Below are 25,000 nucleotides of genomic sequence, written 5' to 3'. Positions count from 1 at the left end.
GGAATATCTCTCGGATGTTTACTACGTTAAATCCACCAAAGGTGATTCCATCCAGCATCATGACCCCCAGTTGTTCCCAGTGTCGGGAGTCGTTAACCAGTTCGATTAGGGAGCCTGTGGCATCGGTGCCATCCACGGTTATATGCGTGCGGAGAACTCCGTCCAACCAGTTCCCGGCCCGGAAGAGAGTCCCGATAAGCATGACCTGTTCTCCACTGTGGGGAACAAAAGGGCCATCATCCACACCCAGAATTCTTATCTCTGGCTTGATATTTCGGAACCGCTTAATATTTTTGAAACCTTCAGAATCACTTTTTCTTTTTAGTGGTTTTTTTAGTGGTTTTTTTGGCAGTTTTCTTGGTCTTTTTGGCTTTTTTTCCTTTAGATTTTCCATCAGCATCAGATTCTATGAATTCTTTAAATTCATCACATCGCGATTTTAGAGTTTCTGCTGCAATTTTCAGGGATTTTCTAGGGTTTTTAGCCTTTATGTATAGTTTTGGCTCCCCGATAATAGGGTGTTCAATCACATACGCCGCAGCTTCCACATCCTTATCTTCCATAAGGGTCTTCCGCAGAGCATTACAAAGGGAATGGGTTTCTCCGGTGATTTCTATTTCCAATTCATTCTTTTTATCTGTTATAATTTTCATTCTATCCCTCATAATTAGAAGAGATGTTTCTGGTCTCCTTTCTACCACAGTTAGGACATTTCACTTCTTTTTTACCTATCTGTTTCATGAAATGTCGGCAGTTAGTGCACATAGCCTTTAAAACGCCGAGTTCACTTTCAGCAGTAGTTAAATCAGCGTTATCCACTCCCATGACCTTGGTGACCCGGGCTTGTATAATGTCCCCAATATGGAAATCATCAGTCAGTTTATCCACGTATCCCTTTCTGGCCTGGGAGATGTGTATGGCGCCGAGGAAGGTGATGGGCAGACTTCTTTTACTGTCCTTTATTCCATCCACATCTACTAACGCTCTTTGCCCTCGAACTTCTCTTATCTGTCCTAAAACTACGTCCCCTTTCTTAAGAATAGCAGGGGATTTTGTTTTGGGAATTATAGCTATTTTTTTGTTTTTCTGGTCTATGGTTACTGTTCCCGCCACCAGGGACCTGATTTCACCATGGTCATCATAGGTCCATTCTGACGGGAGAAACTCCTCAGTGACACCTAAAGGGTCGCCGGGAAGAACGAAATCTCCGTTTTTTGCTTTCATATAATTCACCTCATTGTAAAACAAGCGTACTTGATTTTTTTAATTCGTTTTTTATGTTTTTTCATACCAATATTGTGTGGAAAGTTGTATCTCAATCCATATGATTTGATTTAGACTTACACCCTACAATCATTGGCGAATACTAATTTTCTAGCATAATATGGATAATTTTACTAACTAAAGTGGATGGGTACTTCTATTCATTGGGGAATAAGTCAATCAAATGATTTATAAACCTAATAAACCATGGTCTAAATCATTTATCTGGTCAAAGTTATAGCCGATACCATATGATATACCGGGATATGCACTGATAGTGCGAGTTATTTAGTGATTAAGCATAGTGAAGGTGAATAATTTGATCTGTTTAATTTTGATGAGTAATGATGAACTATCCAGAGGTATCACATCTATATGAATTCTTAGAATTCTATGAATTAAAAGGGACAAATCCTGTAATTCTTCTATATCAATCTATTTTTTGAATATTGATGAGATGATCCCGTGTAATAATGTGAAAATATTATGATGAAGTTGTGTGAATTGAATTTGTGAATTTGAATGTATCCATATCAATTTTATTTTTTCTATGGTTTGAATCCCTAGTAGAGGGTGAATTAATGATAATATAATTTAGTATTTAATCTCATCCATTTGGTAATTCTCCCACTCCCTCAACCCCAGGGCAATCTCAAGCTCCTGAGGAGTTAAAAGTGGTTTTTCATACATTTTAGAGTCATCTATTGCTATTCGAGGACAAGCAGTTACTACAAATGCATCTAAATCCATGTAAGGCAGTAAATTTGAGGGGTTTATTTCATCCAGAAGTATGAGATAGGCTTCCTTGCCTTCATTATATATCATCTTCTTTAAATCTTTTGCCAGTTCCCACCGGCGTTGACCTTCCTTAGAGGATACGAGTATTCCGAATTTTTCAGCCTCCGAGGCCCGGGTTATACGGGCAAACCTTATCCTGAGAATCCTATCAGTGAATTCTTCAATATCCCTTACTTCATTGAGATAGGGGTCAGCTATGATCACTGGCTTTTGTGTGGAAAGTTTTATACCCAAGGGGTGGAAGTTACCACTGCCCAGGTAAAGATAGGCATCCACCGGCAGATCCCGGACCGATGAAAAATTACATCCCAATACCTGGCCCTTCAGTGTACCGGCACCATTATCCATTATAACCTTCTTACCATTTTCCTCCAGGAATTGGGCGGCATCATCCAGAAGATGCAGATGCTGGGTGGTAGTCACCAGACCGATTTTTTCCATACCTATCAGGGGTTCCAGTGCTTTTTCCAAAATTTCCAGGGCCCCCAACTGGTAATGGGCTTCCACAAAGAGTGTGGGAACCTTATAATTGAGGGGGAGTGGTGTGTGTCCAAAATGAATTAATAAATCCACCATACCCTCCATCTCAGTGTCCGAAAGGTCACATGCCCCGTAACAGGGGTCACCAGATATCAACACCAGGGCCCCGGTTTTATCTTCTATTTGATGGGCCAGCTCTGTGGCATAAACTTTAAGACCTTCGGGAAATTGTAAACCAACAATTTCCGCCCGGGTTTCCCTTATTTTATCCATTATCTGCTGGACTTGGAAGTGGTAATTAGTCATATATTTTTTTCCTACCCGATTGTTATACTGAAGCGTACCTTAATCCTGTCCCGCGGTGATCTTCTCCACCACCACTTTCCCCTGAACAACATTGGCCCGTACCAGGGTATGCACCTTAACTCCAGTTTCTTTTTCCACGAATTCCTGACCCTCACCCTTTTCAATAATGGCCATTACATCCACAATATCTGTTTCAATGCGTTGCAGGGCTTTAACCACCGCAGTCATGGTGCCCCCGGTGCTGACCACATCATCAACCAGGAAGACCCTGTCTCCTCTTTCAAGTCCATTGATGTATAATTCACCTTCACTGTATCCGGTTGTCTGGTGCACCGCTACTTCTCCCTCCAGACCATAAGAACGTTTACGCACTACTACAAAAGGAATATCCGTTAGTAGAGAAATGGCAGTTGCCAGATGGATGCCCATGGCTTCCACGCAGACAATTTTGTCCACGTTAAGGTTGCCAAACTGGGAAACTGCCTCGGCAACTTCCTGCAATAAATCCGCCTCGACTAAGGGCACACCATCAGTTATGGGATGCACAAAATAATCATATTCACCTTTTTTTACAACGGGAGCTTCAACCAGACTTTTTACCAGTTTTTCCAGCATTTTACCACCAAATAAAAAAATACATTATTATATTCTCTAGAATATTCTAAATCCAACTTAAAATCGGGGAAGTGCTAAATCACCCTATCATTGAGCCCTATAAAATCATTTAACTAATGAAACTTTGATATAAACTTGTATAAAGATTAAAATCGGTTCAAACAAGTATTAATTTCATATTTTATGATTATCAAACACCTTAATAACCATGGACTGTGGTTTTTAAGGACTTCAGTGTATTGTTATAAATCCCTAATATATATAATGTGTTTTGTGTAACCTTCTTATCTGGTTAATTTGTAAACATTATAATATATGTACAGTGAACAATCAAAAATTATTTTATATATTGATAGGTTAAATTAGATGTAGAATTAAATGTATTTTTATGAGGATTTTAAAAGGAGTTTTAATAAAATTTACGCAAGTAGACTGCTAATTTTATAAATAAACGCAGTCCTACTCACCATCGACCTTAACTACTTAAGATTTACATCCTGGTGATTATTATGTTGGGCAATCTGGGGAAAAATCTGACCAAAACCATGAAAAAACTGGCCGGAATGACCATTATCGATGAAGAAGTGGTTAAAGAGGTCATTAAAGATATTCAAAGGGCTTTAATTCAGTCTGATGTTAATATTAAACTGGTTCTGAATTTATCCAAAACAATTGAAGAACGCGCCCTTAACGAAGAACCCCCTAAAGGGGTAACCGCCAAAGAACACGTCATTAAAATTGTTTACGATGAACTGGTTCATCTTTTAGGTGAAAAAGCAGAAGAAGTTGAAATTGAAAAGAAACCCTACAAAATACTTTTTGTAGGACTCCAGGGAAGTGGAAAAACTACTAGCATTGGTAAAATGGCCCGATACCTCCAAAAAAAGGGATTCAATCCGGCCATAATCTGTACTGACACTTGGAGACCAGCAGCCTACGAGCAACTGCGCCAACTGACGGAAAGTCTCAATTTACCCCTCTACGGAGACCCTGACAATAAAGACGCCCTGGATCTAGCCAGGAAAGGTTTGAAAGAGTTCAAAAAACAGGACCTTATCATTGTGGACACTGCGGGACGACATAAAGAGGAGAAAGATCTTTTAGATGAGATGGAACAGATATCGGCCGTGGTAGAACCAGATGAAGTGATGCTGGTCATTGACGGTACCATTGGTCAGCAGGCCAAGGAACAAGCCCTAGCTTTCAGTAAAACCACCAAAATTGGATCCATTGTAATAACCAAGCTGGACGGGTCAGCCAAGGGAGGAGGTGCCCTTTCAGCAGTAGCAGAGATAGGAGCCCCCATAAAGTTCATTGGAACTGGTGAACGTATCGAAGATCTGGAAGTTTTTGACCCGGAACGTTTCATATCCCGTTTACTGGGAATGGGAGACATTAGAACTCTTATTGAACGTGCTGAGGAAATCGAAGAAGATGTGGACACCGAAGCCATGGACGCCATGCTCAGTGGTAAATTCACCTTGAAGGATATGTACAGTCAGTTTGAGATGATGAATAAAATGGGACCCATGCAGCAGGTGATGAACATGCTCCCCGGCATGGGAAATAAGTTGCCCAAAAACGCTTCCCAGGTCACTGAGGAGAAACTGGGTAAGTACAAGATACTGATGGACTCCATGACTGAAGAGGAACTCACCCACCCCGAAATCATCAAACAGTCCCGGGTTAAAAGAATTGCCCGGGGTTCGGGAATGCGTAACGAGGATGTTAAGGAGCTTTTAAAATATTACCAGGTCACTAAAAAGGCCATTAAAGGCTTTGGAAAGCGAAAAATGGGTGGGCCCCTGGGCCAGATGATGCGCCAGATGATGCGTTAACTTCCTCCCTTTCCGCTTCCAAAACTAATTTCTAAGGTAAATACAGTAGGGCCTAATTAGGATTATGTAAAACCATTGCCACAATAATCAGGCCCAATAATCTATTATATAATAAATAAATGCGAATTTAAGGACATAAAAAATCGAAATCAAACGCAACCAACAGCACCAACACTCTAAATAACACTTCAGGAAGATATCATGAAAAATACAACAGATCAGGCCCGGGAAATAGTGGAACTCACCCATGGAAACATTTGCAATCGCTGCCTGGGTAGAAATTTCTATCCCCAACTTTCTGGTAAGGATAATGCCGATAGAGGGATCTACCTAAAGGAGATTCTCAGTAGGGAAGATTCAATACCCGATAAAACGAAAAGTTGCCAGTTATGTGGAGATGTTTTTCTGGACCTGGAAGATACCCTGGAGAAAATAATAAGCATTATAGAAAAGTTTCAGGTAGAATTTTCAACTTTTCTGGTGGGTTGTCGTCTCTCCCCCGATATACTGGAAAAAGAAAAAAAATTACAGGAAATAACTGGTTCCACTAGTGACAGTTTGAAAAAAGAGATTAACCGAGAATTAGGTAAAGAACTGGAAGTTCGTCTTAACCGTGAAGTGGATTTCGATAATCCCAACCTGGTGATCATGATGGATTTTACCCGTAACTGGGTGGACCTTCAGATAAATCCATTGTTCATGGAAGGAAGGTACCGCAAATTATTACGGGGAATCCCCCAAACCCGTTGGCCCTGCCGTAAATGCCGGGGAAAAGGGTGCGAGAGGTGCAATTTCACCGGTAAGATGTACCCTGAATCTGTGGAAGAATTAATAGCCGAAAAAGTTCTAACTGCATCGAATGGTAAAGAATCCAGATTCCATGGAGCGGGTAGGGAAGATTTGGATGTTAGGATGCTAGGAGGAGGAAGGCCATTTGTACTGGAAATAAAAGAGCCCAAGGTGCGTGACCTGAACTTGGAAGAATTAACCTCCCAGATCAACCATCACTGCCAGGGCAAAGTGGAAGTCCTTCAACTGAAAATGGTTGGTAAAGACCGTAGAAGTGGGGTTAAAGCATCTTCCACCGAAACCTACAAGGTCTACCGTGCACTGGTAGAACTGGAAGAGGAAGTTTCACCAGAACAGGCCGAAACTCTCAACTCCCTTAAAGTGATAAAACAACGCACCCCTGTCCGGGTTTCCCACCGGAGAGCAGATAAAATCCGCACCAGAGAAGTGAAAGACATCAAAGTCAAAATACTGGATCCAACCCATTTAGAATTGATTATAGACTGTGAAGGTGGGTTGTACATCAAAGAACTCATATCCGGGGATGAAAAACGTACCAAACCAAGTGTGGCCTCCCTTCTAAGTACTGGTGCTCAGTGCATAGAGTTGGATGTTCTGGAGGTCAACATTTAACACCACCTTAAGGATAGTTTTATAAACTGCGATACATCATAAATTAATTCAATCGATTTCAAAGAGCCCATTAACCACCGAAAGATTCATACGAATTTTATCTTAAATTACGAGGTTAGGCTTTATAAGAGCGGATATCATAAATTAACAAATGTTATCCACATATACATCCCCAGAGGTTGAATTCTGCACCGAATAATCAAGAAGGAGCAGGATGACCCTAAATAAAGAAATTGAAGGCAAATTCAATAATAAATTTAATAACCCATTTCATGGTGAAATGGAGGTTTTGAAAATGACTCAGAGATCAAGAGGTTTTAGAAGTAAAACAAGATACAAACTTAAAAAGACTTTAAGAGCAGGGAGAAGCAATCCCATAACTAAAAAAATTCAGACCTTCCAGGAAGAGGATCTGGTCCACATAATAATCGACCCCAGCGTACATAAAGGTCAACCTCACCCACGTTTCCATGGTAAAACCGGCAAAATCGCTGACAAAAGAGGCCAAGCCTACATTGTAGCCATAAACGATGGAAATAAAGCTAAAAAATTAATTATACGACCTGAACACCTCAAAATACAAGAGTGATGGTGATGATTGGGAAAAAAGTTCTGGAAACTGAACCCATACCCCTGGCCAAGGTCAAACCACTGCTGGAAGATAGAGAAAAAGTTCATGAACTTAACTATGAACAGAATCTAGCACTGGATCATGTCACCAAATTCTCCAAGGTACCGGTGGAAAATGCAGAAAAACTGGTAGCGGAACTGGAAGAGATCATCAAAAAGACTCAGGCCATTAAGATAGCAGATATCATGCCTGAAGATATGGATGATATGCGACTGATTTTTGCCAAGGAAAGGGGATCCCATAAAAAGGAAGAACTCGAAGATATACTGAAAATTGTGGATAAATACCGGGAAGAAGAGTAAAAACACATTTTTAAATCTTTTTCCTTCGAGTTTACCCTTTACATATGGGATTGTGAAATCGACTAATAATTCCGAATGATAATAGAGTCGGAATTGACTGTAACATTTATTAAATTAATTCAGGGTGGTTAAATGGAGGATTATGCTATCATTTTAGACTATTTACCTCTGGGTTATGTTAAGGAAGGATCGAATTCATACAAACGTAAACCCGTGGCCCAGGCCATTGGTACTGATGAATTCACTCTGTTGGAGTTAACACCAAAGGATGATGCAAACCTGGATATTCATGAAAAGGTTTACATTGGGGCTGGAAAACGTGAAAAGATCGCCAGGGTTAACCGCAGGCTCCCCTTCAATAAGATGACCTCAACCGCCAAAATAGAGCTGAGCTACGTTATTGAAGAAATTATAAAAGAAAAAGAAGAGAAGTATGTTCAGTTCTTCAATGAAGCTGGCCCTATATCCACTCGATTACATCAGATCGAACTGTTACCAGGGATTGGTAAAAAACATATGTGGGACATTATCCAGGCCCGGAAGGAAGCCCCCTTCCAGGACTTTGAAGATGTGAAAAAAAGAGTCCCCATGCTATCGGATCCAGTTAAACTTCTGGCCAAGAGAGTGCTACTGGAACTGGAAGCAGCTGAAGATAGAAAGGGTAAAAAGAAATACATCCTGTTCACCCGTCCCCCCAAACGAAAATTTAATTAATTTTCATTTTTATAATCTATTTTTTAACTGGGTTTAAAAGATCAGGGAAATGTTGGCTAGAGAAACCTCACAGTTGTTGAAGAAACATCAGATAAGGCTGGATCGTAGGAAAGGCCAAAACTACCTCATCAATGACAGTATTTTAGCCCGGATTGTGGAAAGTGCCGGGATCACCGATGGTGATGTGGTGCTGGAAATTGGGGCAGGCATTGGTACTTTGACCATTCCCCTGGCCCGGAAAGCATCTAAAGTATTGGCCATTGAACAGGATAAGAAAATTGCCCAGGTCCTTTCGGAAAGGCTTCGTGACCTGCAAATTAGCAATGTAGAGGTTTTAGTGGGTGATGCTACCAGTATTGATTTTCCCCCATTTAACAAGGTTGTATCTAACTTACCCTACCAGATATCTTCACCAATAACTTTCAAACTCCTTAATTACCCCTTTGATTATGCTATTTTAATGTATCAGATGGAATTTGCCCAGAGAATGGTGGCTCAACCCGGTCAATCCAATTACTCGCGTCTTTCAGTGATGATGGGACTGTGCACACACACTGAACTCCTTTTTAAAGTTCCCAAAAACGCATTTCTACCCCCACCTAAAATTTCATCTGCGGTTATCAGGTTAGTTCCCCAGAAAAACCCCCTGGTAGATAAATTCTTCATTAACACTTGTCGGGCCCTGTTCCAGCACAAGAAAAAGAAAGCAAGCAAGGCTTTAATCCAATCATTCCATGAGATATCTGACCGGGACATGGAACGAAGAGATATACGGGATATTGTCCATAAAATAGACCACCAACTCATGGAGGAAAGGGTCTTTAAGTTGAAGGGGAAAGAAATTTTAATAATTTCTGCACAACTCAAAGAGTTAATGGAGGATATTTAATGGAGAAAAATAGTGGAGAAAATAAAAATCCTTTTCAAATATTTCAGGAAGAATTCCCAGATCTATCCGGTAGTTTCAATGAACTGGTGGACGCACAACGTTCTCTTCCAGGAATGGACCCTAAAACCAAACAACTGGTGAACATCGCTATTCAGACTGCCAACCGCAACTCTATAGGAGTTAAAATGCATTCAACCATGGCTAAAAGTCAGGGAGCTTCTCGAGAAGAAATATTGGAAGCTGTAGTTATGAACCTCCATCTTTCCGGTCTTGCATCAGTGTTGGATTGCCTTCCAGCTGCAATTGAAGGTTTAGAATCCGCAGAAATTGTTAAATAGGGGCAAAAATTATATGTTCCTCTAAATGTTCCATAGTAAAATTGAAGTTACAAATTAAAAAAAGGATTTAACATGTTAGATTATAAGGGAATCCAATATCAAACCCATCCCGAAGTTTACGAACCTGCCGAAGATACCTTTCTCTTTGCTGAAAATCTCCAGGTTAAAAGACGAGACCGTGTTCTGGAGATTGGAACCGGAACCGGTATCATCGCCCTAATCGTCTCCCGGAAGTGCCGTACAGTGACTGCCACCGATGTGAACCCCCATGCCATTAACTGTGCCCTAAAAAATATCATTAACAACAAGACCTACAACGTTGAACTGAAAAGGGGTAACCTATTTGAACCGGTACAGGATGAAAAATACGACCTTGTCTTATTCAACACTCCCTACCTCCCCACTTCCGAAGAAGAAAGGGTTGAAGATGAATTGGAAGCAGCATGGGATGGTGGCGAAGATGGTAGGAAAATTATTGACCAGTTCTTAGAACTTTTACCCCATCACCTCAACCCTGAGGGAAGGGTGCAACTGGTACAATCTTCCCTATCAAATATTGACAAAACTCTAGAAAAACTAAGGGAATTGGGTATGGAGGCATCAGTCACTGCCCGCGAAAAGTGTTTCTTTGAAGAAGTGGTGGTTATAACCGGGAAACTGGAATCAACCTGATCCCCACCAATTATCCTTCTTTTTGAGTTCATCCACGGCCGCCATAAAAGTGGTGACCTCCTACAGCCTAACTCCAACCCATATTAACTAATCCAGTATTCAGAGGGTTTAAGTCCAGATTTTAAGAATAAAATAGCAGGGTTGGGGATTTAGATACTGGAGTTTTATATTTTCCGGATCAGTTCCCTTGGGAAACCCCACCAGGTAAGTGTTAAAAGATTTATTTTGATTTCCTGAGGAGTGAACATGAAACCACAGTATGGCTACGGTTTCATTGGCAACAATCTTCTCAACTAAATTATTAACAAGAATTGGCTTGTTTTGAAAGGTATGATGTTCTTCAGTCATGTTTTCCGGCCGATCAATAATCCAAAATGCCATTGAATCCCCTACACACACCGGATCAGTTATTATATAAAGGTTAGTTGATTTCAACAGGTCCGGAGTGACCTTAAAAGTATAGCAGGCCCATCCCGATCTTTGATTCTTGTAATCCACCCCTGAATGCTCTTTATCCTCCTCAACACCAGAGTGGGGACATTTTTCTCCCAACTGTTTCTGTTCCCAGAGGGAATCCCTGGCATTTATAAAGACTAAAATGCTGGTATTATGGTAATTGCAGAGAACAGTACGATTTTCCACTATTATTCCCGAGGAATCATAATTCTCCGGGATATCTTTCACCATAATTGGTTCTAACGAGGAATCTTCCGGATAAATCACTAGGGTAGATTTACAATACCGAGGAATCACCCGATCCACCATCAATTCATCATAGTTTTCTTTCAGGCAGTTTATCTTAGGCATACTCAGAATATTCGATTTAGATTTCAAAGGGGAATCTGTATCTAACAGTCCAGGGGTAACACCACTCAAATCACCAGCCCCCTCCCAATCTTCTGGAGATCCCGGAGTTTTGGTTAACATATCGGCACTGGCCCGGGCAATCCTTTCCAGAGAAGCCTCGTGAGAATTATCAGCCATTTTAGATCCTATCATATCCATGGCATCAGCCGAAACACCCAAAACAACGGTGATTATGATGAGGGCCAGCATTAAATCTACGGAAAATACCATTCCACCTTCATCAACTAACCACTTTCCCCAATTTATCAAATTTCCCATCAAATTAATCCCCACAAATGGATTCCTGTAACTTTGATAATACTCCTTTTAAATACCCCTTTCAGGGACCCGACCCACACATAACGCCCTGAAACTAACAAACTGGCAAACCGTATTTTGACCGGTGGGAATTGTCCAGATAAACTCTGAAATACTCTTTTCCATCAAAGAAATACAGGATTTCCTGGCCAGAATAGGTTCCATCCCCGGTATCATTGAAAATGACATGGTCCGGTGAACTGGGTGCCTTGGAGGAATTATTGGAAAGAGAAAGGGATGGTGCAGGGATTATAAATGTTTCCATTCCATAATGGGGGCAAACACCCTTTCCCTCCAGCCTACAAAGAAAACAGGACCCATCACTGCTTTCATGATAAAAACCATTCTCAATACAATTTTTCAGGTTCACCAGATCTTTGCTGTTTCCATGGAGAATGTAAGGATCATAGGGGCATTTTTTAATAGATAACGGAGACGTAGCATTTTCATAAGCCTTAAAATTTTTGACTCCCCTTGATTCTAAATATTTGGCTAGACTGGAGCCATGAACTATTCTATCACCGCCGATAGTCATGTTTCCATGGGTTTTGCACTTAACAGCGGGTAGTGGATCGTAAATAGGGTAAGATCCATTGGTAAGTGAAATATTATGACTCATATTCAGCTTATGCTTCAGGGCCCCCTTTTCAACGGTGATCTTTGATTTGAACTCCACACTGAATGGATCGTAACTGTTATCCACCATCAATATTTCACATCTTACCTCCATACCATTGCCAGGGTACCTTGAACAAAAAAGGTCCATCCTCTGCTGAAATTCATCTTTAATTTCCTTTCTGCTGTTTGAAAGGGGATGTCCACTGTTAATGACCTTTAATGATTCATCCCGGAGTACTTCCCTTCCGATGATGAGGGAATTTACTTCCACATCTTGGCTGACTACCAGGATCTCGTGGGAGTTTAATGTGGACTGTTGAACCTCATTTTCCTGCCCCACCACATCTACCATTACTATCAGCAGGATAAACACAGGTAATATCAGTAAAAATGAAAATATACTCATTACATAGCCATTATTATCCATTTTTTTGCCTGTTTTTTTAGTGGTACCCTGATATGGAGAATTTGATACAGGGATAATTATTATATAATATGTAAAAAGTAATACGATATAAATGTATTTATAAAACAGAAAATTATATTACTACCCCGGTTAACTAAAATGATAAAAACCAAAAGACAATTTTATTCCCATAATTAATACCGAATCCCAGATATCCCCCTAATATATAATACTGAACAGAGAGTTATATGGCGGGAAATCATAAAACATTTAAAGACATCAAGATTATATAAGGATTTATATGAATTAGATCAATACAATAAAACCTAATTTAATTACTGAATTTTTTTAACCAACAATTTAATCAAAAGCTTAGCGAGGTATGTATATGAAAGATATTGTAAGAGGCTGGCGTCACATCTCCCAAAGGTATAATCTCATTGGATCAAAATGTTTACAATGCGGTGAGGCATTTTTCCCCATGAGGGTTATCTGCCCAGAATGCCGGAGGAAAGGACAATTAGAACCTATAAAATTCAGTGGAAATGGGAAAATAATGAGTTATTCTGTTATACACACCCCCACCGATGAATTTAAAAACATATCCCCATATGCGGTGGCTATTATTGAATTAGAAGAAGGAGCTAAAATCACCAGTCAAATAGTGGATTGTAACCCTGATAATATTGAAATAGGGCAGGAAGTAGAACTGGTATTCCGGAAAATCCGTGAAGAAGGCGATGAAGGAGTAATCTCCTATGGCTACAAATTCAAACTCAAACAGTAAAGTGGGAATTGTGCTGGTTGGTCACGGCAGCCGATTACCCTATGGTAAAGACGTTCTCAGCCAGTTAGCAGAGATTTACAGGCAGGAAAGTGATAATCCAGTGGAAATAGGATTCATGAATATGAACAAACCATCCATTCCCTCCTCCATAAATAAACTGGCCGAGATGGGAGTGGAAAAGATTGTGGTAACCCCGGTTTTCCTGGCACCTGGAGTGCACACCACCGAGGACATTCCCCGCATTTTAGGATTGAAAAACAATGGGGATGAATCCCATGAACACCACCACGAGCATGGGCATGGCCACAGCCACGACCACGGGGAAACTGAACAGATCCACTTCCAGGGGAAAATAATATACACTGACCCTCTGGGCCCTGATCCCAAAATAGTTTCCATAATAAAAGATAGGGTTAATGAAGCCCTTTAAGATATCTTTTTAAGGATAATGTCTTCTAAAGATCTTAAACCTGAGGAAAATCTTAAAATATCCAGTATTGGTGAGAAAAAGCTAATCAAAAGACTTCTATCCCGGAGTCTTTCTCTCCAACCAAATTCTCCTTTTTTTGATGAATTTTCTTTTAAAAGTCTCAGTGATGATGCGGCACTCATAGACCTGGGTGATAAATATTTAGTAGTTACATCTGATCTTTTATTGGAATCAGCTCATTTTCCATCTGATATGAGTCCATACGAGAAGGGTGTGAAGGTGGTGACAGTTAATGTTAGTGACCTGGCCACTATGGGAGCCCAACCCCTGGGTTTCATACTGTCTTGGGGACTACCCGCAGATCTTCCCCTTACTGACTTTGATGGGATAATGGAAGGTGTGCTCCAATCCTGCCAGGAACACGGAATGGGACTCATTGGTGGCGACACCAACCAATCTAATGAATTAATTCTTAGTGGAACCTGTTTAGGAATGGTGGATAAAGAACAAGTACTTTTAAAGGAGGGAGCCCGTCCCAACGATGTGGTAGCAGTAACCGGTCCCCTGGGCGTTGCTGCAGCAGGATTGGAATTTCTACTATCACCCCCCACTTTAAAGGAAGATCTAATAAAGCATCTTAAACCATCCACCCAGAAACTAATCATAGATCATGCTCTAAGGCCACATGCACGCTTAAAAGAGGGTATTATGCTGGCAAACACCGGGAGAGTGACCTCGGCCACCGATATTACGGATGGTCTGGCCAGTGAAGTAGGCGAACTGGTGGAAGCCTCCCCCACTAATGTAGGGATAACCCTTTTTGAGGATTCCATTCCCATCATACCCGAGGTGGAAGAGGCTGCTGCTGCACTAGACCAAGACCCCCTGGATCTAGCCCTTTATTATGGCGAGGACTTTGAACTCCTTTTAACTGTGCCTCCAGAGGATTTCACACATTTAAAAGAACAGGTGGAACTTCATGAGGTGGGAGTGGTTACCAGTTCCGGGTGTATGGAAATAATTGATAAAGCTGGAAAAACAAAAATATTAGAGTCAAAAGGTTACCAGCACTTAGCGTAACCCTCATTAGCCCAATTGTTGGTTGTAAATACCCAAGTGTTGGTTGTAAATAATATTTATCAAAACCTACACTTAATTTATTGAATCATGAGTTATTATGATAAACCGGGGGCTTAATCATTAAAATGGAAGCAATGCTTTATGAAAAATTGGATGGAGTATTGAACTGCCAGGTATGTAATAAACGCTGCGTTATCTCTAATGGTAAAACTGGTTTTTGCAATATGCGCCGTAATGAAGAAGGTGTGATGTACAGTTTGAATTATGCTGCAGTTTCTTCCATGGCCGTGGACCCCATTGAAAAAAAGCCCCTATTCCACTTCTATCCTGGTAGCTTATCCTTCAGCCTTGGAAGCGTGGGGTGCAATTTTCGCTGCCCATACTGTCAGAACTGGTCCATATCCCAGGCCAGCCTAGAGGAAATTGGAGTCAGGGACATTCTGCCGGAAGAAGCCATAAATATGGCCCGGGCCAACCACTGTAAGTCCATTTCCTGGACCTACAACGAACCCACCATGTGGTTTGAATACACCTATGACTCGGCTAAACTGGCTCAAAAAAATGATCTGAAAACTGTTTACGTTACCAATGGTTATATGAGTTCAGAAAGCCTGGATATCATCGCTCCCTATCTGGATGCAGCCAATGTTGATTTGAAGGGGATGTCTGATAAATTCTACACTGAACTGTGTCAGGCCCATCTGGATCCTGTGCTGGAAAACATCCAGACCATGCACGAAGAGGGCATCCACATTGAGATCACCAATCTGGTGATACCCGGATACAATGATTCTGAAGAAGACCTCCAGGCTCTGGTGAAGTTTGTGGCTGAGGTAGATGTAAACATTCCCCTGCACTTCACCCGTTTCTATCCCCATTACCATTTGGGCAATGTACAACCTACCCCAGTGGGAACTCTGGATAAAGCCCAAAAAATGGCTAAAGAAGCCGGACTAAAGTATGTTTATATGGGAAATGTTCCGGGAAGTAATGGGGAGAACACCCACTGCCCAGATTGTGGAGAACTGCTCATAGAGAGGAATGGATTCACCGTTGAATCTGATAAACTTAAAAAAGAGAAGAAATGTCCCACTTGCGGGACAAAAATCCATATTGTTTCCTAGAAACAAATATGCTTATTTTATTGCCTATTTTTCCCATCAATCATTAAAAAGTGAATGAGAATTTTCTTCAGGCCCCAGCTTTAATTGGAAAAACTGACCCTCTCAAATTTTTCCAGTTTATCCAGGGGTTTGGTGGCATCCACCCCCACCTTGGTGGTGGTTCCATCGGATTTGGCACAGGGATCCAGAGACGAACCCCGTGCTCCAGGGACAATGAGGATATCTTCATCCCCCTTCACCCTGGTGGCAATGGCATATTCCACATCTTCGGCATCGAATATATCCACATCCTCATCCACAACCACACAGTGCTTTAAGGAGGGGTGAGCTGCAAGAGCAGCCATTATAACGTTTTTACCATCACCCTGGGTTTGTTTCTGGATAGATACTGCTGCATGTAGCCAGCAACATCCCCCTTCAGTGAGGGCCACGTTTTTGACTGTGGGTACGGTGTTTTGGACTGAACTGAAAATCCTTGGCTCTTGAGGAAGGCCCTGCAGGAGTTTATGTTCGAATCCAGCCGGCATTATGGCGTGGTACATTGAATCATGGCGATAATGCATCCTGTCCAGTTCAATTACCGGTTCCATTCGTACCACATCATAGGTATCAGTTAAGTCCACAAATGGGCCTTCTTCCGCGCGTTCATGGGGCATCATCCTTCCTTCCAGTAGAATTTCACATTCCGGAACCTCTATATCCACAGTTTCACATTTTACAAGATTCATTTTGCCCTGGTGGAAGTTGTTAGCCACTTCCAGTTCGTCCACATTGATAGGTACGGAAGTGGTAGTGGCCAGAAGGGTGGCCGGGTGCAATCCAATGGCTATAGCCAGTTCCAATGGTTGGTCAAGGGCTTCTGCCCTCTGGTGGTAGGTGTAAAGGTGTCGTGGGACAATGCGAGCCGTTAACTTGTCTTTTCCCAGGACCAGCATACGGTGGATGGAAGCATTCCGCACTCCAGTTTCTGGGTCCTTGGCAATAATCACTCCCGAGGTAATGTAGGGCCCCCCATCACGAGGATAGTAGGTCAATATTGGGAGTTTAGATAGATCCGCAGCTTCGGATACCGTGAATGTATCCTGCACACTTTTGCATTCCCCAATGGGTAAGGGGTTACTGATAGCCTCCATTATTCTCTGGGTGATTCCCGGGACATCAGTATTTAAAGCCCGGGCTATTTTTTCCCGGGTATTGCACAGACCGGATACTACTTTAATATCCGATTCCCGAATATTTTCCATTACAATAGTATCTTTAGGATTTTTTTTCATGAATTCAACAGCTTCAAGGTTAACTGAAACTTCTTCATTAATTTTAAGGGTATTGTAATCTTTTTCAAGAGTCTTTAAAAATTCTCGCATAAAAACACCTGCCTCCAGTTAATCACGGGTTACGTAGTAAACATGTTAGAAATATCAGGGTTAGAAATATCAGGACTATCACTATCCAGATATAATCTGCAGGGTATGAACCTACGTTCGTGTAAATTTCCTATTTTCATCTTCTTTTCATCCACCCTTTCACCTTAATTATTATATTGGGCTTATTTTCGGAATATATTTTGTGGATATTCCCCATGAAAAATTTGGTGAAAATGTGAGAAGAGGTGGAACTAAATGTTAAAGCGCCCCCTGAAGAAGATTGACCCTGATCCTATAAACTTGATTCAAATTAATTCTAAATCCCATCCACCTTTTCCGGTAAATCTAAGTAAACTTAATATTATCCCATGAAATTAAAAAAAAGGGATTATGTCTGGAATAATAGAAAAAAAGATTAAAAAAATATTATCTTTTACAGTTAATATTGCCCTTGAAACGTAGAAGGTCTTTTTTTATAACCTTATCTCCTATACCCAGCATTTCAGCGGCAAGTATAGCGGCATTACCCCCAGAATCCACACCCATAGTGGCTACTGGAACTCCTGGAGGCATGTTTACCATGGAGAGTAATGCATCCATTCCTTCCATCTTAATGGCACATGGAACCCCTATAACTGGTTTTTCAGTATAGGCCACCACCGCTCCAGTTACATGGGCGGATAGGCCAGAAATGGCAATAAATAGCTGGGCATCCCTGTTTCTTTTAAGAAAATTCTCAAACTTATCCGGAGATCTGACTGGTGATACCACTGAAGAGTCATAAGTGATGTTTAGTTTATCCAGGAACATGGTGGTTTTTTTAGCCACTTTAATATCACTGTAACTTCCCGATATAACTGCCACCTGAGGAGGAAAAATACCGTCCCGTATCTTACCTGGATGGGTGTTTATTCCCTTTTCACCATGAGAATCTTCATTGGTTACTTCTTCTACTGAACTCGGTTCTATTTTAGAGTAGTATTTCCCATTCATCTGGAGAAATAGTTTTTCCTCATCTTCTGCTATCTTTGAATAAAAATCCCGACGAAAAGATGCCAGTTTTTCCCGAACACCAGCATCATGAATGCCAATTATTTGAGCAGCCAGTATGGCTGCGTTTTCACCCCTGTCCACTCCTACAGTTGCTACCGGGGCACCTAGTGGCATCTGGACCGAAGCAAAAAGAGCGTCCAACCCGGCTACTTTAACATCAACCGGGACCCCGATAACCGGTTTATGCGTGATTCCTGCGATTATGCCCGGAAGATGGGCTGATAATCCTGCTATCCCTATAAATACTTGCACTCCATTTTTCGCTGCACTGGTAACTATTTTTTTAACCTTTTCATGGGTACGGTGCGCCGAGGCCACCCGGAGATCGTAGTATATTTCCAATTTTTCCAGAATGGCAGTGGCCTTCTCCGCAATTTTAAAATCTGAAGCACTACCCAGTATGATCATAACCTTTGGTTCCATTATTAACCTCACTTCTTAGTATAATTCCAACAGGAATTTAACTGACCCTTTATACAATAACACTTTGCTTAAACTGATAATAAAAGTTTTAGTTAAATGAAGTAGAGAAGAGAAATCTTATATAATCTTATAAAGTAGTTTGTTTAATTAGTAGTATAGAAATAGAGGTGTAATTTAAGTGTCTTGGATTGTTCTATTATTTGTACTGTTCATTGCTTCGGTGAAAACCAGAAGCTCAAAAAAACCAATGACTGTTTCAGTCATATTGCCCGCTTACAACGAAGAAAAAACTGTTGCTAGCGTGATAAAAACTGTACAGGCATTGAACTACATTGATGAAATAATTGTAGTCAACGACGGATCCCTGGATGCCACTGAAAAAATGGCAAAAGAGGGTGGGGCTACAGTCATAAGCCACACCAAAAACCGGGGTAAAGGTGCCGCCATTAAAACTGGTTTTAAAAATTCTAAGGGTGATGTAGTTGTATTTTTGGATGCCGACCTCCAGAAACTGAACCCTCAACAGGTAGATAAGATGATCCGGCCCATCCTGAATGATGAAGCCGACGTCACCAAAACCAAATTCAAAAGGGAAGCCGGAAGAGTAACTGAACTAACAGCAAAACCATTGTTAAGCTTTTTCTTCCCTGAGATCAAGTTTGAACAACCCCTTAGTGGCCAGTTTGCCGCTAGAAGATCCTTCCTCAGTAACATAAATCTGGAAGATGACTACGGAGTAGATGTGGGGATTGTCCTGGACGCCGATGTAATGGGTGCCCGGGTTAAAGAAGTGGACATCGGTAACATTACTCACTCCATGTCCTCCCTGCACGAACTGAACATAGTGGCCACTGAAGTGGTACGTACCATTGTGGACCGTGCCAACAGCTACGGTAGAATAACCATGATCGACACCCTGGGAAAATCCATTAGAATGGGTGTCCTAGGACTTTCACTTACCACTCTAGGATTCTTTTTCGTCTTTTTCATACGAATACGCCCTTCCTACCTTGCCCTGTATATAGGGCTGGCTATAATCATAATAGGGATTATAATTGCCGCGTATTACGTTATCAAAATTATCAGAGCGTCGATTAAAACCATTTTGAGGCCGGATGATAAGTCCCGGAATCTGAAATCCTTTTTCTACATGCATTCCCCCCTCATTGTCTCGGCACTCATAATGTTTGCCGTCTTATTCACCATGCTGGGCTCGGTGCACGTGGACGAGGGTAAAATATCCATTGAACCTGCTGCCAGAAACGTTATATTCTGGAAGCAACCGATGGAAAATCAGACCATTGATGTTAGGGGCCCTTACACCGTGGACAGTGCCCTGGAGAATGAGTTTTCTATTATTAGAATGCCGCAGGATGCTCTGAATACATTGGAGTTGGGGTATGGAGATACGATTACCATCAATGGGGAGACGTATACCTTGAATCAGACTATTCCCGGAGAGGATAGCATACTGAGAATTCCCTATGACGCTCGAAACGCCCTGGGGATTAACATTAGGGATGTTATTAGGGATACCGATCTGCGCAATTACTTCCAGGATCTTTATGCCCAGAAGAACCTTCCTCTAACCACCGCCAATATGACGGTGACCGAGGGCCTTATAGTTAAAAACACGTTAAGCGATGCTAAAGTGATCAACCTGTACCTTAACAATGAAAAAGTAGGCACAACTACGGGGATACTCAAAGATGGGTCTTACAAGATCTACGTGAATGGTTATCTTTACAAAACCATCCAGATCAATAACAGCAGTGCCCAGAAGACATTCCTGGTGACTAAAGGCAACAACGTGGTGAAGATCGAGATTGCGGGAGATGCCAAGTCCAGTGCAGAACTCCCCACCTCCAATAGTGGAATTTTATTCAACTTCAAGTTCAACAGTTGAATGAATTCTCACATTTCCCTTTTTATCCCCTATTCTTTTTTTATTAAAATTAATTTTTAAGCTTTTTTCATAGATGTACACGGAAAAAAGCATATTTCACTGCCATTCAGACCAAAAACAGTTTTTATAAAAAAAATAGGATATAAAAAAGATATCAAAAAGGAGGTATTAAAAGGGGGGATACTTAAAAATAGATAAAATTTTTAAAAAAATAAAAAAAATACAGAGTGTAACGGGCATGTTCAGTAGTAAACCTTCACTGCCTCTTCAATATCGTTGTAAACACCCAGAGCAGCTAATGCTCCTATTTTTCCCTGGGAACCAGTGACTTCTACCAGTTCCACCCCTGCATTTTTTGCTACTTTTTCAGCTTCTTCCACAGTTAACATGGACATTTTAGCAGCTTTTCCATACTCTCGCAGCTCATCAGGAACATTAAGACCTTTAAGAACAGCAATGGCTGTTTTATCAGATAAAGTTTTTTCCTTGAGTAAACCAACCACCTTCTGAACCAGGGCATCCTTTTCTCCCGGGTTCACTGCGAAAACCAGGGCAATAGCCACACAATTCTGGGTTTTATTGGGATTGTGTGGATACAGCTGTACCGTGACATGGTCAAGATAATTATAGCCCTGCCTGGCAAGTTCTGCACCAATATTATGGGCTAAAGTCCAGGTAGCACCTTCATCTTTGGTGTCAGTGTCATCAACGCCAATGACTATCTTCTCCATTTTGGGGGTGACCACGGTTGCTCTTCCCACCTTGGACCCTCCCCCTACATCCTGAAGTTCTACCCTTTTTACACCTTGGGCCATTCCCCGACACATGGCAGCACCCACACCGGCTCCAGCCAATCCCGCATGGACAACCTTCACTTCATCATCATCCACAGAGACTTCTTCAATCCCCGCCGCATGTAAACTGGGTTTTAGGCTTAAATTAGATTTTCCAACTTTAACCAGGAAGGTATGCTTATTCCCATCTCTTTTAGCATTCAATACTATGTCACTGCTGTGCTGGTACTGGTAAATCATCCACTGGGATCCCGAGATACAGGGATGGTACTCCACAATCTCCACCAGCTGGTCATCCACCATGGTTATTACTTTTTCGTAGGGTGCAATCCATGGATCTTGAAATTTATCCTTTAAATCTCCGGGGGTGAGTATTTCCATAAACTCTCTCCTAAAAAATGATTCAGTATCTTATAAGATGTTAAATGACCCTTAAAAAACTAATAAAAAAATAATGAGTTTAGCCAAATCAACTATTTGAGCCGGTCCGTCATTTTGACCACGGCTTCCACTGCACGTTTGGCATAGTCAACCCTCTGATGGGCTTCCAGGCGAGTCATGCCTGGGCCGGTGATTCCCAGTCCCACTGGTTTATCATAATCCAAAGCCAGGTCTGCTATCTTACGGGAAGCATGTTGAACCACGATTTCATCGTGGGAGGTGGCACCTTCAATTACTGCCCCTAAGGTGACCACGGCATCAATATTATCCTGTTGCAGGAGTTTCTTAATGGCCAAAGGCATATCAAAAACCCCCGGAACGGTTATTACTTCTGTGATTTCAGAGTCTAAAAATTTAGCATGCTCTTTAGCTAATTCTAACATCATATGAGTGATGTCATAATTAAATTCTGCTACTACGGCCCCTATTCTAACTTTTACCATTATATTGTCTCCCAAATTTATTTATAATATGTGGTTTTTCTAATCTTATTCTTATCTAATCATGAATGAGTGGTGGATTAATCAGTTCATTAAAAAGCGATTAAATCATCAGTACATATCCTGCTATGGAACTTAAAGCCATGAGTACCACTATGAAAATTGCTATCCATTGAGGTCTGGTCATTTATTTTTTTCTCCTTGTCTAGTTATCCCCCAATTTAGAAATCTTTTTGATGGTGTCCACCAATGCATCTATTTCCTCCAGAGTATTGTAATAATGCATAGATGCCCGGACTGTTCCATCCAACTCGTAAGCCCCGATATGTTTTATGGAAGGTATTGCACAGTGAAAACCACTCCGAACACATATGGATCTAGTTTCATCCAGTATTTTGGCCACGTCGTGGGGGTTTATATTATCTATATTGAAGGAAACAATACCATAAATATTTTCTGGACTGCCGTAAAGGGTGACATTTTCCACATCCTGTATCCCCTGGTACAAGGCCTCCGTAAGTTTCTTACCATGTTTTTCCAGTTTGGATAATCCTATTCTTTCCAAATAATCTATGGCTGCACCCAGACCAATGAAACCCGCTATATTCTGAGTCCCTCCCTCAAAACAGGCTGGAGCCTCGGCTAAATTGAAATTATCAACTGTAACGTTTTCTACTGTGCCCCCTCCCAGGAGTAGGGGTTCCAGTTCATCCTGTGAATCTTTCCCACAGTATAGAAACCCCGTACCCACTGGACCCAGTAGTGCTTTGTGTCCAGGGAAAGCCACAAAGTCTGCTTTTAACTTCTTAACATCAACTTTAAAGTGACCTACAGATTGGGCGGCATCAATAAGGTAAAGTGATCCCCTGTCCTCCGTGATTTCCCCTATCTCCTCCACTGGTTGCACGGAACCAATTGCATTGCTGATATGGGTGATGGTTACCAGTCGGGTGTTTTCATCCACGGCCTTATCAACTGCATCCAGGTGAACAATTCCATGTTCATCAGCATTGACCATCCTCAGTTCCACTCCCTGGCGTTTTAAATTGATCCAGGGGGTCAGATTGGAGTGGTGTTCAATGTTGGGAACCACAATGTTATCCCCCTTCCCTATCTTCAGGCTATGGGCCACCAGGTTAATGGCTTCGGTGGTGTTTTTAGTGAGTATGATCTCGTCCGGTTCTGAATTCACGAAGTTGGCCATCTTGGTCCGGGCTTCTTCCATCTTTTGGGTGGCCTTAGCTGCTATCCTATAAGCACCTCGGCCTGTATTGGCATTGTAATTGTAGAAATAATCATTCATGGCTTCCACCACTGGTCGGGGAGTAGGGGTGGTGCTTGCAGCATCTAGATAGATTACCTCTTCCAGTAACGGAATATCCCTTCTAACATCAGCGGTTTTCATGATATGCCTGAAAAATTCTTTTAAATTGGTTTATTAATATGGAAGAAATGGTATATATTAAATTTGAAAAAAGTTATTTAAAAAAAACTTGTCCGGGAATATTTTGGATGTCAGGGATTAATAACTGATGTGAAGGTAAAAAATGTGGAAAAAATAGATAAAAAGTAGAATTAAAAAATAAAATTATTCTACAAATTTATTGGTTTATTTTTCCAGTTTGCTTCTGATTTCGGCTGCCATTTCCATGGTGGAGGCACTGCCTCCCAGATCCACAGTAACCACTTTACCCTCAGCCAGCACATCGACCAGGGCATTTTCTAATTTACGGGCGGCTTCATTTTCTTCCAGGTAATCCAGCATTAACACCGCGGATAATATCATGGCCGAGGGATTGGCAATTCCTTGACCAGCAATTCTTGGTGCAGAACCATGAACTGGCTCGAATAAGCCCTGTTTATCTCCGATGTTAGCCGATGGGATTAATCCCAGTCCCCCCACCAGACCAGCTCCCTCGTCAGAGAGGATGTCTCCAAAGAGGTTGGTGGTGACAATTACATCAAACATGTCTGGTTTGGTGATGAAGAACATGGCAGTGGCGTCCACGTAGCGGTCATCCAGTTCCATGTCTGGATAGTCTTCAGCTACCTTGTAGAATGTTTCTTTGAATAGTCCATCCGTTTTTTTAAGGACATTAGCCTTGTGCACTGCTGTTACCTTTTTCCGGCCGGTTTTTTTAGCGTATTCAAAGGCATATTTACATATTTTCTCCGCGGCCTTTCTGGTGGTAACCCTAAGCGCAGTGGCTCCTTCTTCTGTTTCTTCTTCCAGACCAATATACAGTCCTTCTGTGTTCTCACGGACTATGACAAAGTCCAGGTTGTCAAAAAAAGATTTTGTTCCAGGATAAGATTTAACTGGACGCAGATTAACGTATAAATCTAATTCCTGCCTCATTTTAACAATCACATCAGCTGCAGATTCTCCTGCTGCGCCAAATAAACATGCCTGAGATGATTTTACTATATCTACTGTTTCCTGAGGCAGTGCTACCCCGGTTTTCTCCATGTACTCGTCTCCAGCATCAGCAAAGGTGTAATCAAATTCCACATCTATTGCTTCCAAAACATGGAGGGTGGCCTCCATTACCTCTTTTCCAATCCCATCTCCAGGGATTACTGCTATTTTATACATATGAACACCTGTTTAATATTATTTTGATTTTTCAGAGAATTTAATATTTAAATACCAATTATATCCCTGAATATTTTTATTGATTAATTTTACGCGTTTTTCAATC

At 41.4% G+C, this 25,000-nt stretch carries 27 protein-coding genes (2 of these 27 only partly in view); 13 read left to right on the top strand and 14 right to left on the bottom strand.

Annotation, left to right across the window (positions count from 1 at the left end; all coding sequences use genetic code 11):
- From CIT02_RS08005 to hpt, 5 genes are all read right to left on the bottom strand, one after another.
- Positions 1–271, bottom strand: partial view of a DUF99 family protein gene (locus CIT02_RS08005; RefSeq protein WP_363124170.1) — the 5' portion only. Its footprint begins 308 nt before the window's first position; only the first 271 of its 579 coding nucleotides appear in the window; the start codon lies at positions 269–271; its stop codon lies beyond the left edge, outside the window.
- Between the two features lie 37 nt (positions 272–308).
- Entirely contained in the window at positions 309–653 is a 345-nt protein-coding gene (locus CIT02_RS08000) for a DNA-directed RNA polymerase subunit L (RefSeq protein ID WP_363123616.1), read from the bottom strand.
- 1 nt (position 654) lies between these two features.
- Positions 655–1,224, bottom strand: coding sequence for an exosome complex RNA-binding protein Csl4 (locus tag CIT02_RS07995; protein ID WP_048072738.1), 570 nt, complete (start codon positions 1,222–1,224; stop codon positions 655–657).
- A 633-nt stretch (positions 1,225–1,857) separates the two neighbouring features.
- Positions 1,858–2,847 (bottom strand): diphthamide biosynthesis enzyme Dph2, encoded by a 990-nt coding sequence (gene dph2 / locus CIT02_RS07990; RefSeq protein ID WP_292611357.1) that lies wholly within the window; start codon positions 2,845–2,847, stop codon positions 1,858–1,860.
- A 39-nt stretch (positions 2,848–2,886) separates the two neighbouring features.
- Positions 2,887–3,462, bottom strand: a complete 576-nt coding sequence (gene hpt / locus CIT02_RS07985) for a hypoxanthine/guanine phosphoribosyltransferase (protein ID WP_292611355.1) — start codon at positions 3,460–3,462, stop codon at positions 2,887–2,889.
- 509 nt (positions 3,463–3,971) lie between these two features.
- Here hpt and CIT02_RS07980 point away from each other — a divergent pair.
- The 8 genes from CIT02_RS07980 (at position 3,972) to CIT02_RS07945 (ending at position 10,268) form a co-directional block, all read left to right on the top strand.
- Positions 3,972–5,300, top strand: coding sequence for a signal recognition particle protein Srp54 (locus CIT02_RS07980; RefSeq protein ID WP_292611353.1), 1,329 nt, complete (start codon positions 3,972–3,974; stop codon positions 5,298–5,300).
- Between the two features lie 201 nt (positions 5,301–5,501).
- On the top strand, positions 5,502–6,722 hold the full coding sequence (locus CIT02_RS07975) for a tRNA pseudouridine(54/55) synthase Pus10 (RefSeq protein ID WP_292611351.1): 1,221 nt from the start codon (positions 5,502–5,504) through the stop codon (positions 6,720–6,722).
- Between the two features lie 295 nt (positions 6,723–7,017).
- Positions 7,018–7,311, top strand: coding sequence for a 50S ribosomal protein L21e (locus CIT02_RS07970; protein ID WP_048072743.1), 294 nt, complete (start codon positions 7,018–7,020; stop codon positions 7,309–7,311).
- A 5-nt stretch (positions 7,312–7,316) separates the two neighbouring features.
- Positions 7,317–7,655, top strand: coding sequence for an RNA polymerase Rpb4 family protein (locus CIT02_RS07965; protein WP_048072744.1), 339 nt, complete (start codon positions 7,317–7,319; stop codon positions 7,653–7,655).
- Positions 7,656–7,787: 132 nt separating this feature from the next.
- Positions 7,788–8,369 (top strand): DUF655 domain-containing protein, encoded by a 582-nt coding sequence (locus tag CIT02_RS07960; RefSeq protein ID WP_048072745.1) that lies wholly within the window; start codon positions 7,788–7,790, stop codon positions 8,367–8,369.
- Positions 8,370–8,418: 49 nt separating this feature from the next.
- Positions 8,419–9,258, top strand: a complete 840-nt coding sequence (rsmA, locus tag CIT02_RS07955; protein WP_292611347.1) for a 16S rRNA (adenine(1518)-N(6)/adenine(1519)-N(6))-dimethyltransferase RsmA — start codon at positions 8,419–8,421, stop codon at positions 9,256–9,258.
- Entirely contained in the window at positions 9,258–9,596 is a 339-nt protein-coding gene (locus CIT02_RS07950) for a carboxymuconolactone decarboxylase family protein (RefSeq protein WP_292611345.1), read from the top strand. Before rsmA ends, CIT02_RS07950 begins: the two co-directional genes overlap by 1 nt.
- Positions 9,597–9,668: 72 nt before the next feature.
- The gene (locus CIT02_RS07945) at positions 9,669–10,268 is read left to right on the top strand and encodes a HemK2/MTQ2 family protein methyltransferase (RefSeq protein ID WP_292611343.1); all 600 of its coding nucleotides are present in this window, start codon (positions 9,669–9,671) and stop codon (positions 10,266–10,268) included.
- Between the two features lie 108 nt (positions 10,269–10,376).
- Here CIT02_RS07945 and CIT02_RS07940 read toward each other — a convergent pair whose 3' ends face one another.
- Positions 10,377–11,393, bottom strand: a complete 1,017-nt coding sequence (locus tag CIT02_RS07940) for a hypothetical protein (RefSeq protein ID WP_292611341.1) — start codon at positions 11,391–11,393, stop codon at positions 10,377–10,379.
- 94 nt (positions 11,394–11,487) lie between these two features.
- Complete coding sequence (locus CIT02_RS07935; protein ID WP_292611339.1) at positions 11,488–12,456, bottom strand: hypothetical protein; 969 nt, start codon at positions 12,454–12,456, stop codon at positions 11,488–11,490.
- Positions 12,457–12,844: 388 nt separating this feature from the next.
- On the opposite strand from CIT02_RS07935, the gene CIT02_RS07930 reads away from it, so the two are divergent.
- The 4 genes from CIT02_RS07930 (at position 12,845) to amrS (ending at position 15,877) form a co-directional block, all read left to right on the top strand.
- Positions 12,845–13,243, top strand: coding sequence for a Zn-ribbon domain-containing OB-fold protein (locus CIT02_RS07930; RefSeq protein WP_292611337.1), 399 nt, complete (start codon positions 12,845–12,847; stop codon positions 13,241–13,243).
- A complete protein-coding gene (gene cfbA, locus CIT02_RS07925) occupies positions 13,215–13,673 on the top strand; it encodes a sirohydrochlorin nickelochelatase (RefSeq protein ID WP_292611335.1) in 459 nt (152 codons plus the stop codon). Before CIT02_RS07930 ends, cfbA begins: the two co-directional genes overlap by 29 nt.
- An 18-nt stretch (positions 13,674–13,691) precedes the next feature.
- Positions 13,692–14,753 (top strand): thiamine-phosphate kinase, encoded by a 1,062-nt coding sequence (thiL, locus tag CIT02_RS07920; RefSeq protein ID WP_292611333.1) that lies wholly within the window; start codon positions 13,692–13,694, stop codon positions 14,751–14,753.
- 119 nt (positions 14,754–14,872) lie between these two features.
- Complete coding sequence (gene amrS / locus CIT02_RS07915; RefSeq protein WP_292614940.1) at positions 14,873–15,877, top strand: AmmeMemoRadiSam system radical SAM enzyme; 1,005 nt, start codon at positions 14,873–14,875, stop codon at positions 15,875–15,877.
- Positions 15,878–15,957: 80 nt separating this feature from the next.
- Here the strand turns inward: amrS and CIT02_RS07910 are convergent, their stop codons facing one another.
- Both CIT02_RS07910 and purE read right to left on the bottom strand, forming a co-directional pair.
- Positions 15,958–17,241, bottom strand: coding sequence for a UbiD family decarboxylase (locus CIT02_RS07910; RefSeq protein WP_292611331.1), 1,284 nt, complete (start codon positions 17,239–17,241; stop codon positions 15,958–15,960).
- Between the two features lie 426 nt (positions 17,242–17,667).
- Positions 17,668–18,717, bottom strand: a complete 1,050-nt coding sequence (gene purE, locus CIT02_RS07905; RefSeq protein ID WP_292611329.1) for a 5-(carboxyamino)imidazole ribonucleotide mutase — start codon at positions 18,715–18,717, stop codon at positions 17,668–17,670.
- Between the two features lie 178 nt (positions 18,718–18,895).
- Here purE and CIT02_RS07900 point away from each other — a divergent pair, with 178 nt between their 5' ends.
- On the top strand, positions 18,896–20,623 hold the full coding sequence (locus CIT02_RS07900) for a glycosyltransferase (RefSeq protein ID WP_292611327.1): 1,728 nt from the start codon (positions 18,896–18,898) through the stop codon (positions 20,621–20,623).
- 242 nt (positions 20,624–20,865) lie between these two features.
- Here the strand turns inward: CIT02_RS07900 and mmp11 are convergent, their stop codons facing one another.
- The 5 genes from mmp11 to CIT02_RS07875 form a co-directional block, all read right to left on the bottom strand.
- Positions 20,866–21,798 (bottom strand): methanogenesis marker protein 11, encoded by a 933-nt coding sequence (gene mmp11 / locus CIT02_RS07895; RefSeq protein WP_292611325.1) that lies wholly within the window; start codon positions 21,796–21,798, stop codon positions 20,866–20,868.
- 92 nt (positions 21,799–21,890) lie between these two features.
- Entirely contained in the window at positions 21,891–22,301 is a 411-nt protein-coding gene (gene ribH / locus CIT02_RS07890) for a 6,7-dimethyl-8-ribityllumazine synthase (protein WP_292611323.1), read from the bottom strand.
- A 202-nt stretch (positions 22,302–22,503) separates the two neighbouring features.
- Positions 22,504–23,703 (bottom strand): aminotransferase class V-fold PLP-dependent enzyme, encoded by a 1,200-nt coding sequence (locus tag CIT02_RS07885; protein ID WP_292611322.1) that lies wholly within the window; start codon positions 23,701–23,703, stop codon positions 22,504–22,506.
- Positions 23,704–23,907: 204 nt separating this feature from the next.
- Entirely contained in the window at positions 23,908–24,894 is a 987-nt protein-coding gene (locus CIT02_RS07880; protein WP_292611320.1) for an isocitrate/isopropylmalate family dehydrogenase, read from the bottom strand.
- A 100-nt stretch (positions 24,895–24,994) separates the two neighbouring features.
- Positions 24,995–25,000, bottom strand: partial view of a 3-isopropylmalate dehydratase small subunit gene (locus CIT02_RS07875; RefSeq protein WP_048072761.1) — the final stretch only. The gene runs 504 nt beyond the window's last position; 6 of the gene's 510 nt are visible here — the last part of the coding sequence; its start codon lies beyond the right edge, outside the window; the stop codon is at positions 24,995–24,997.

The organism is Methanobacterium sp. BAmetb5 (genome assembly GCF_003491305.1).
Taxonomy (GTDB): domain Archaea; phylum Methanobacteriota; class Methanobacteria; order Methanobacteriales; family Methanobacteriaceae; genus Methanobacterium.
The sequence above is the reverse complement of the archived record's forward strand: the minus strand, read 5'-3'. Positions and strand labels throughout refer to the sequence as shown.

What these genes read in the sequence shown, in the direction of transcription:
- CIT02_RS08000 (WP_363123616.1), bottom strand. Translation starts at nt 653, where the DNA reads ATGAAAATTATAACAGATAAAAAGAATGAATTGGAAATAGAAATCACC.
- CIT02_RS07995 (WP_048072738.1), bottom strand. Translation starts at nt 1,224, where the DNA reads ATGAAAGCAAAAAACGGAGATTTCGTTCTTCCCGGCGACCCTTTAGGT.
- dph2 (WP_292611357.1), bottom strand. Translation starts at nt 2,847, where the DNA reads ATGACTAATTACCACTTCCAAGTCCAGCAGATAATGGATAAAATAAGG.
- hpt (WP_292611355.1), bottom strand. Translation starts at nt 3,462, where the DNA reads ATGCTGGAAAAACTGGTAAAAAGTCTGGTTGAAGCTCCCGTTGTAAAA.
- CIT02_RS07980 (WP_292611353.1), top strand. Translation starts at nt 3,972, where the DNA reads ATGTTGGGCAATCTGGGGAAAAATCTGACCAAAACCATGAAAAAACTG.
- CIT02_RS07975 (WP_292611351.1), top strand. Translation starts at nt 5,502, where the DNA reads ATGAAAAATACAACAGATCAGGCCCGGGAAATAGTGGAACTCACCCAT.
- CIT02_RS07970 (WP_048072743.1), top strand. Translation starts at nt 7,018, where the DNA reads ATGACTCAGAGATCAAGAGGTTTTAGAAGTAAAACAAGATACAAACTT.
- CIT02_RS07965 (WP_048072744.1), top strand. Translation starts at nt 7,317, where the DNA reads ATGATTGGGAAAAAAGTTCTGGAAACTGAACCCATACCCCTGGCCAAG.
- CIT02_RS07960 (WP_048072745.1), top strand. Translation starts at nt 7,788, where the DNA reads ATGGAGGATTATGCTATCATTTTAGACTATTTACCTCTGGGTTATGTT.
- rsmA (WP_292611347.1), top strand. Translation starts at nt 8,419, where the DNA reads ATGTTGGCTAGAGAAACCTCACAGTTGTTGAAGAAACATCAGATAAGG.
- CIT02_RS07950 (WP_292611345.1), top strand. Translation starts at nt 9,258, where the DNA reads ATGGAGAAAAATAGTGGAGAAAATAAAAATCCTTTTCAAATATTTCAG.
- CIT02_RS07945 (WP_292611343.1), top strand. Translation starts at nt 9,669, where the DNA reads ATGTTAGATTATAAGGGAATCCAATATCAAACCCATCCCGAAGTTTAC.
- CIT02_RS07940 (WP_292611341.1), bottom strand. Translation starts at nt 11,393, where the DNA reads ATGGGAAATTTGATAAATTGGGGAAAGTGGTTAGTTGATGAAGGTGGA.
- CIT02_RS07935 (WP_292611339.1), bottom strand. Translation starts at nt 12,456, where the DNA reads ATGAGTATATTTTCATTTTTACTGATATTACCTGTGTTTATCCTGCTG.
- CIT02_RS07930 (WP_292611337.1), top strand. Translation starts at nt 12,845, where the DNA reads ATGAAAGATATTGTAAGAGGCTGGCGTCACATCTCCCAAAGGTATAAT.
- cfbA (WP_292611335.1), top strand. Translation starts at nt 13,215, where the DNA reads ATGGCTACAAATTCAAACTCAAACAGTAAAGTGGGAATTGTGCTGGTT.
- thiL (WP_292611333.1), top strand. Translation starts at nt 13,692, where the DNA reads ATGTCTTCTAAAGATCTTAAACCTGAGGAAAATCTTAAAATATCCAGT.
- CIT02_RS07910 (WP_292611331.1), bottom strand. Translation starts at nt 17,241, where the DNA reads ATGCGAGAATTTTTAAAGACTCTTGAAAAAGATTACAATACCCTTAAA.
- purE (WP_292611329.1), bottom strand. Translation starts at nt 18,717, where the DNA reads ATGGAACCAAAGGTTATGATCATACTGGGTAGTGCTTCAGATTTTAAA.
- mmp11 (WP_292611325.1), bottom strand. Translation starts at nt 21,798, where the DNA reads ATGGAAATACTCACCCCCGGAGATTTAAAGGATAAATTTCAAGATCCA.
- ribH (WP_292611323.1), bottom strand. Translation starts at nt 22,301, where the DNA reads ATGGTAAAAGTTAGAATAGGGGCCGTAGTAGCAGAATTTAATTATGAC.
- CIT02_RS07885 (WP_292611322.1), bottom strand. Translation starts at nt 23,703, where the DNA reads ATGAAAACCGCTGATGTTAGAAGGGATATTCCGTTACTGGAAGAGGTA.
- CIT02_RS07880 (WP_292611320.1), bottom strand. Translation starts at nt 24,894, where the DNA reads ATGTATAAAATAGCAGTAATCCCTGGAGATGGGATTGGAAAAGAGGTA.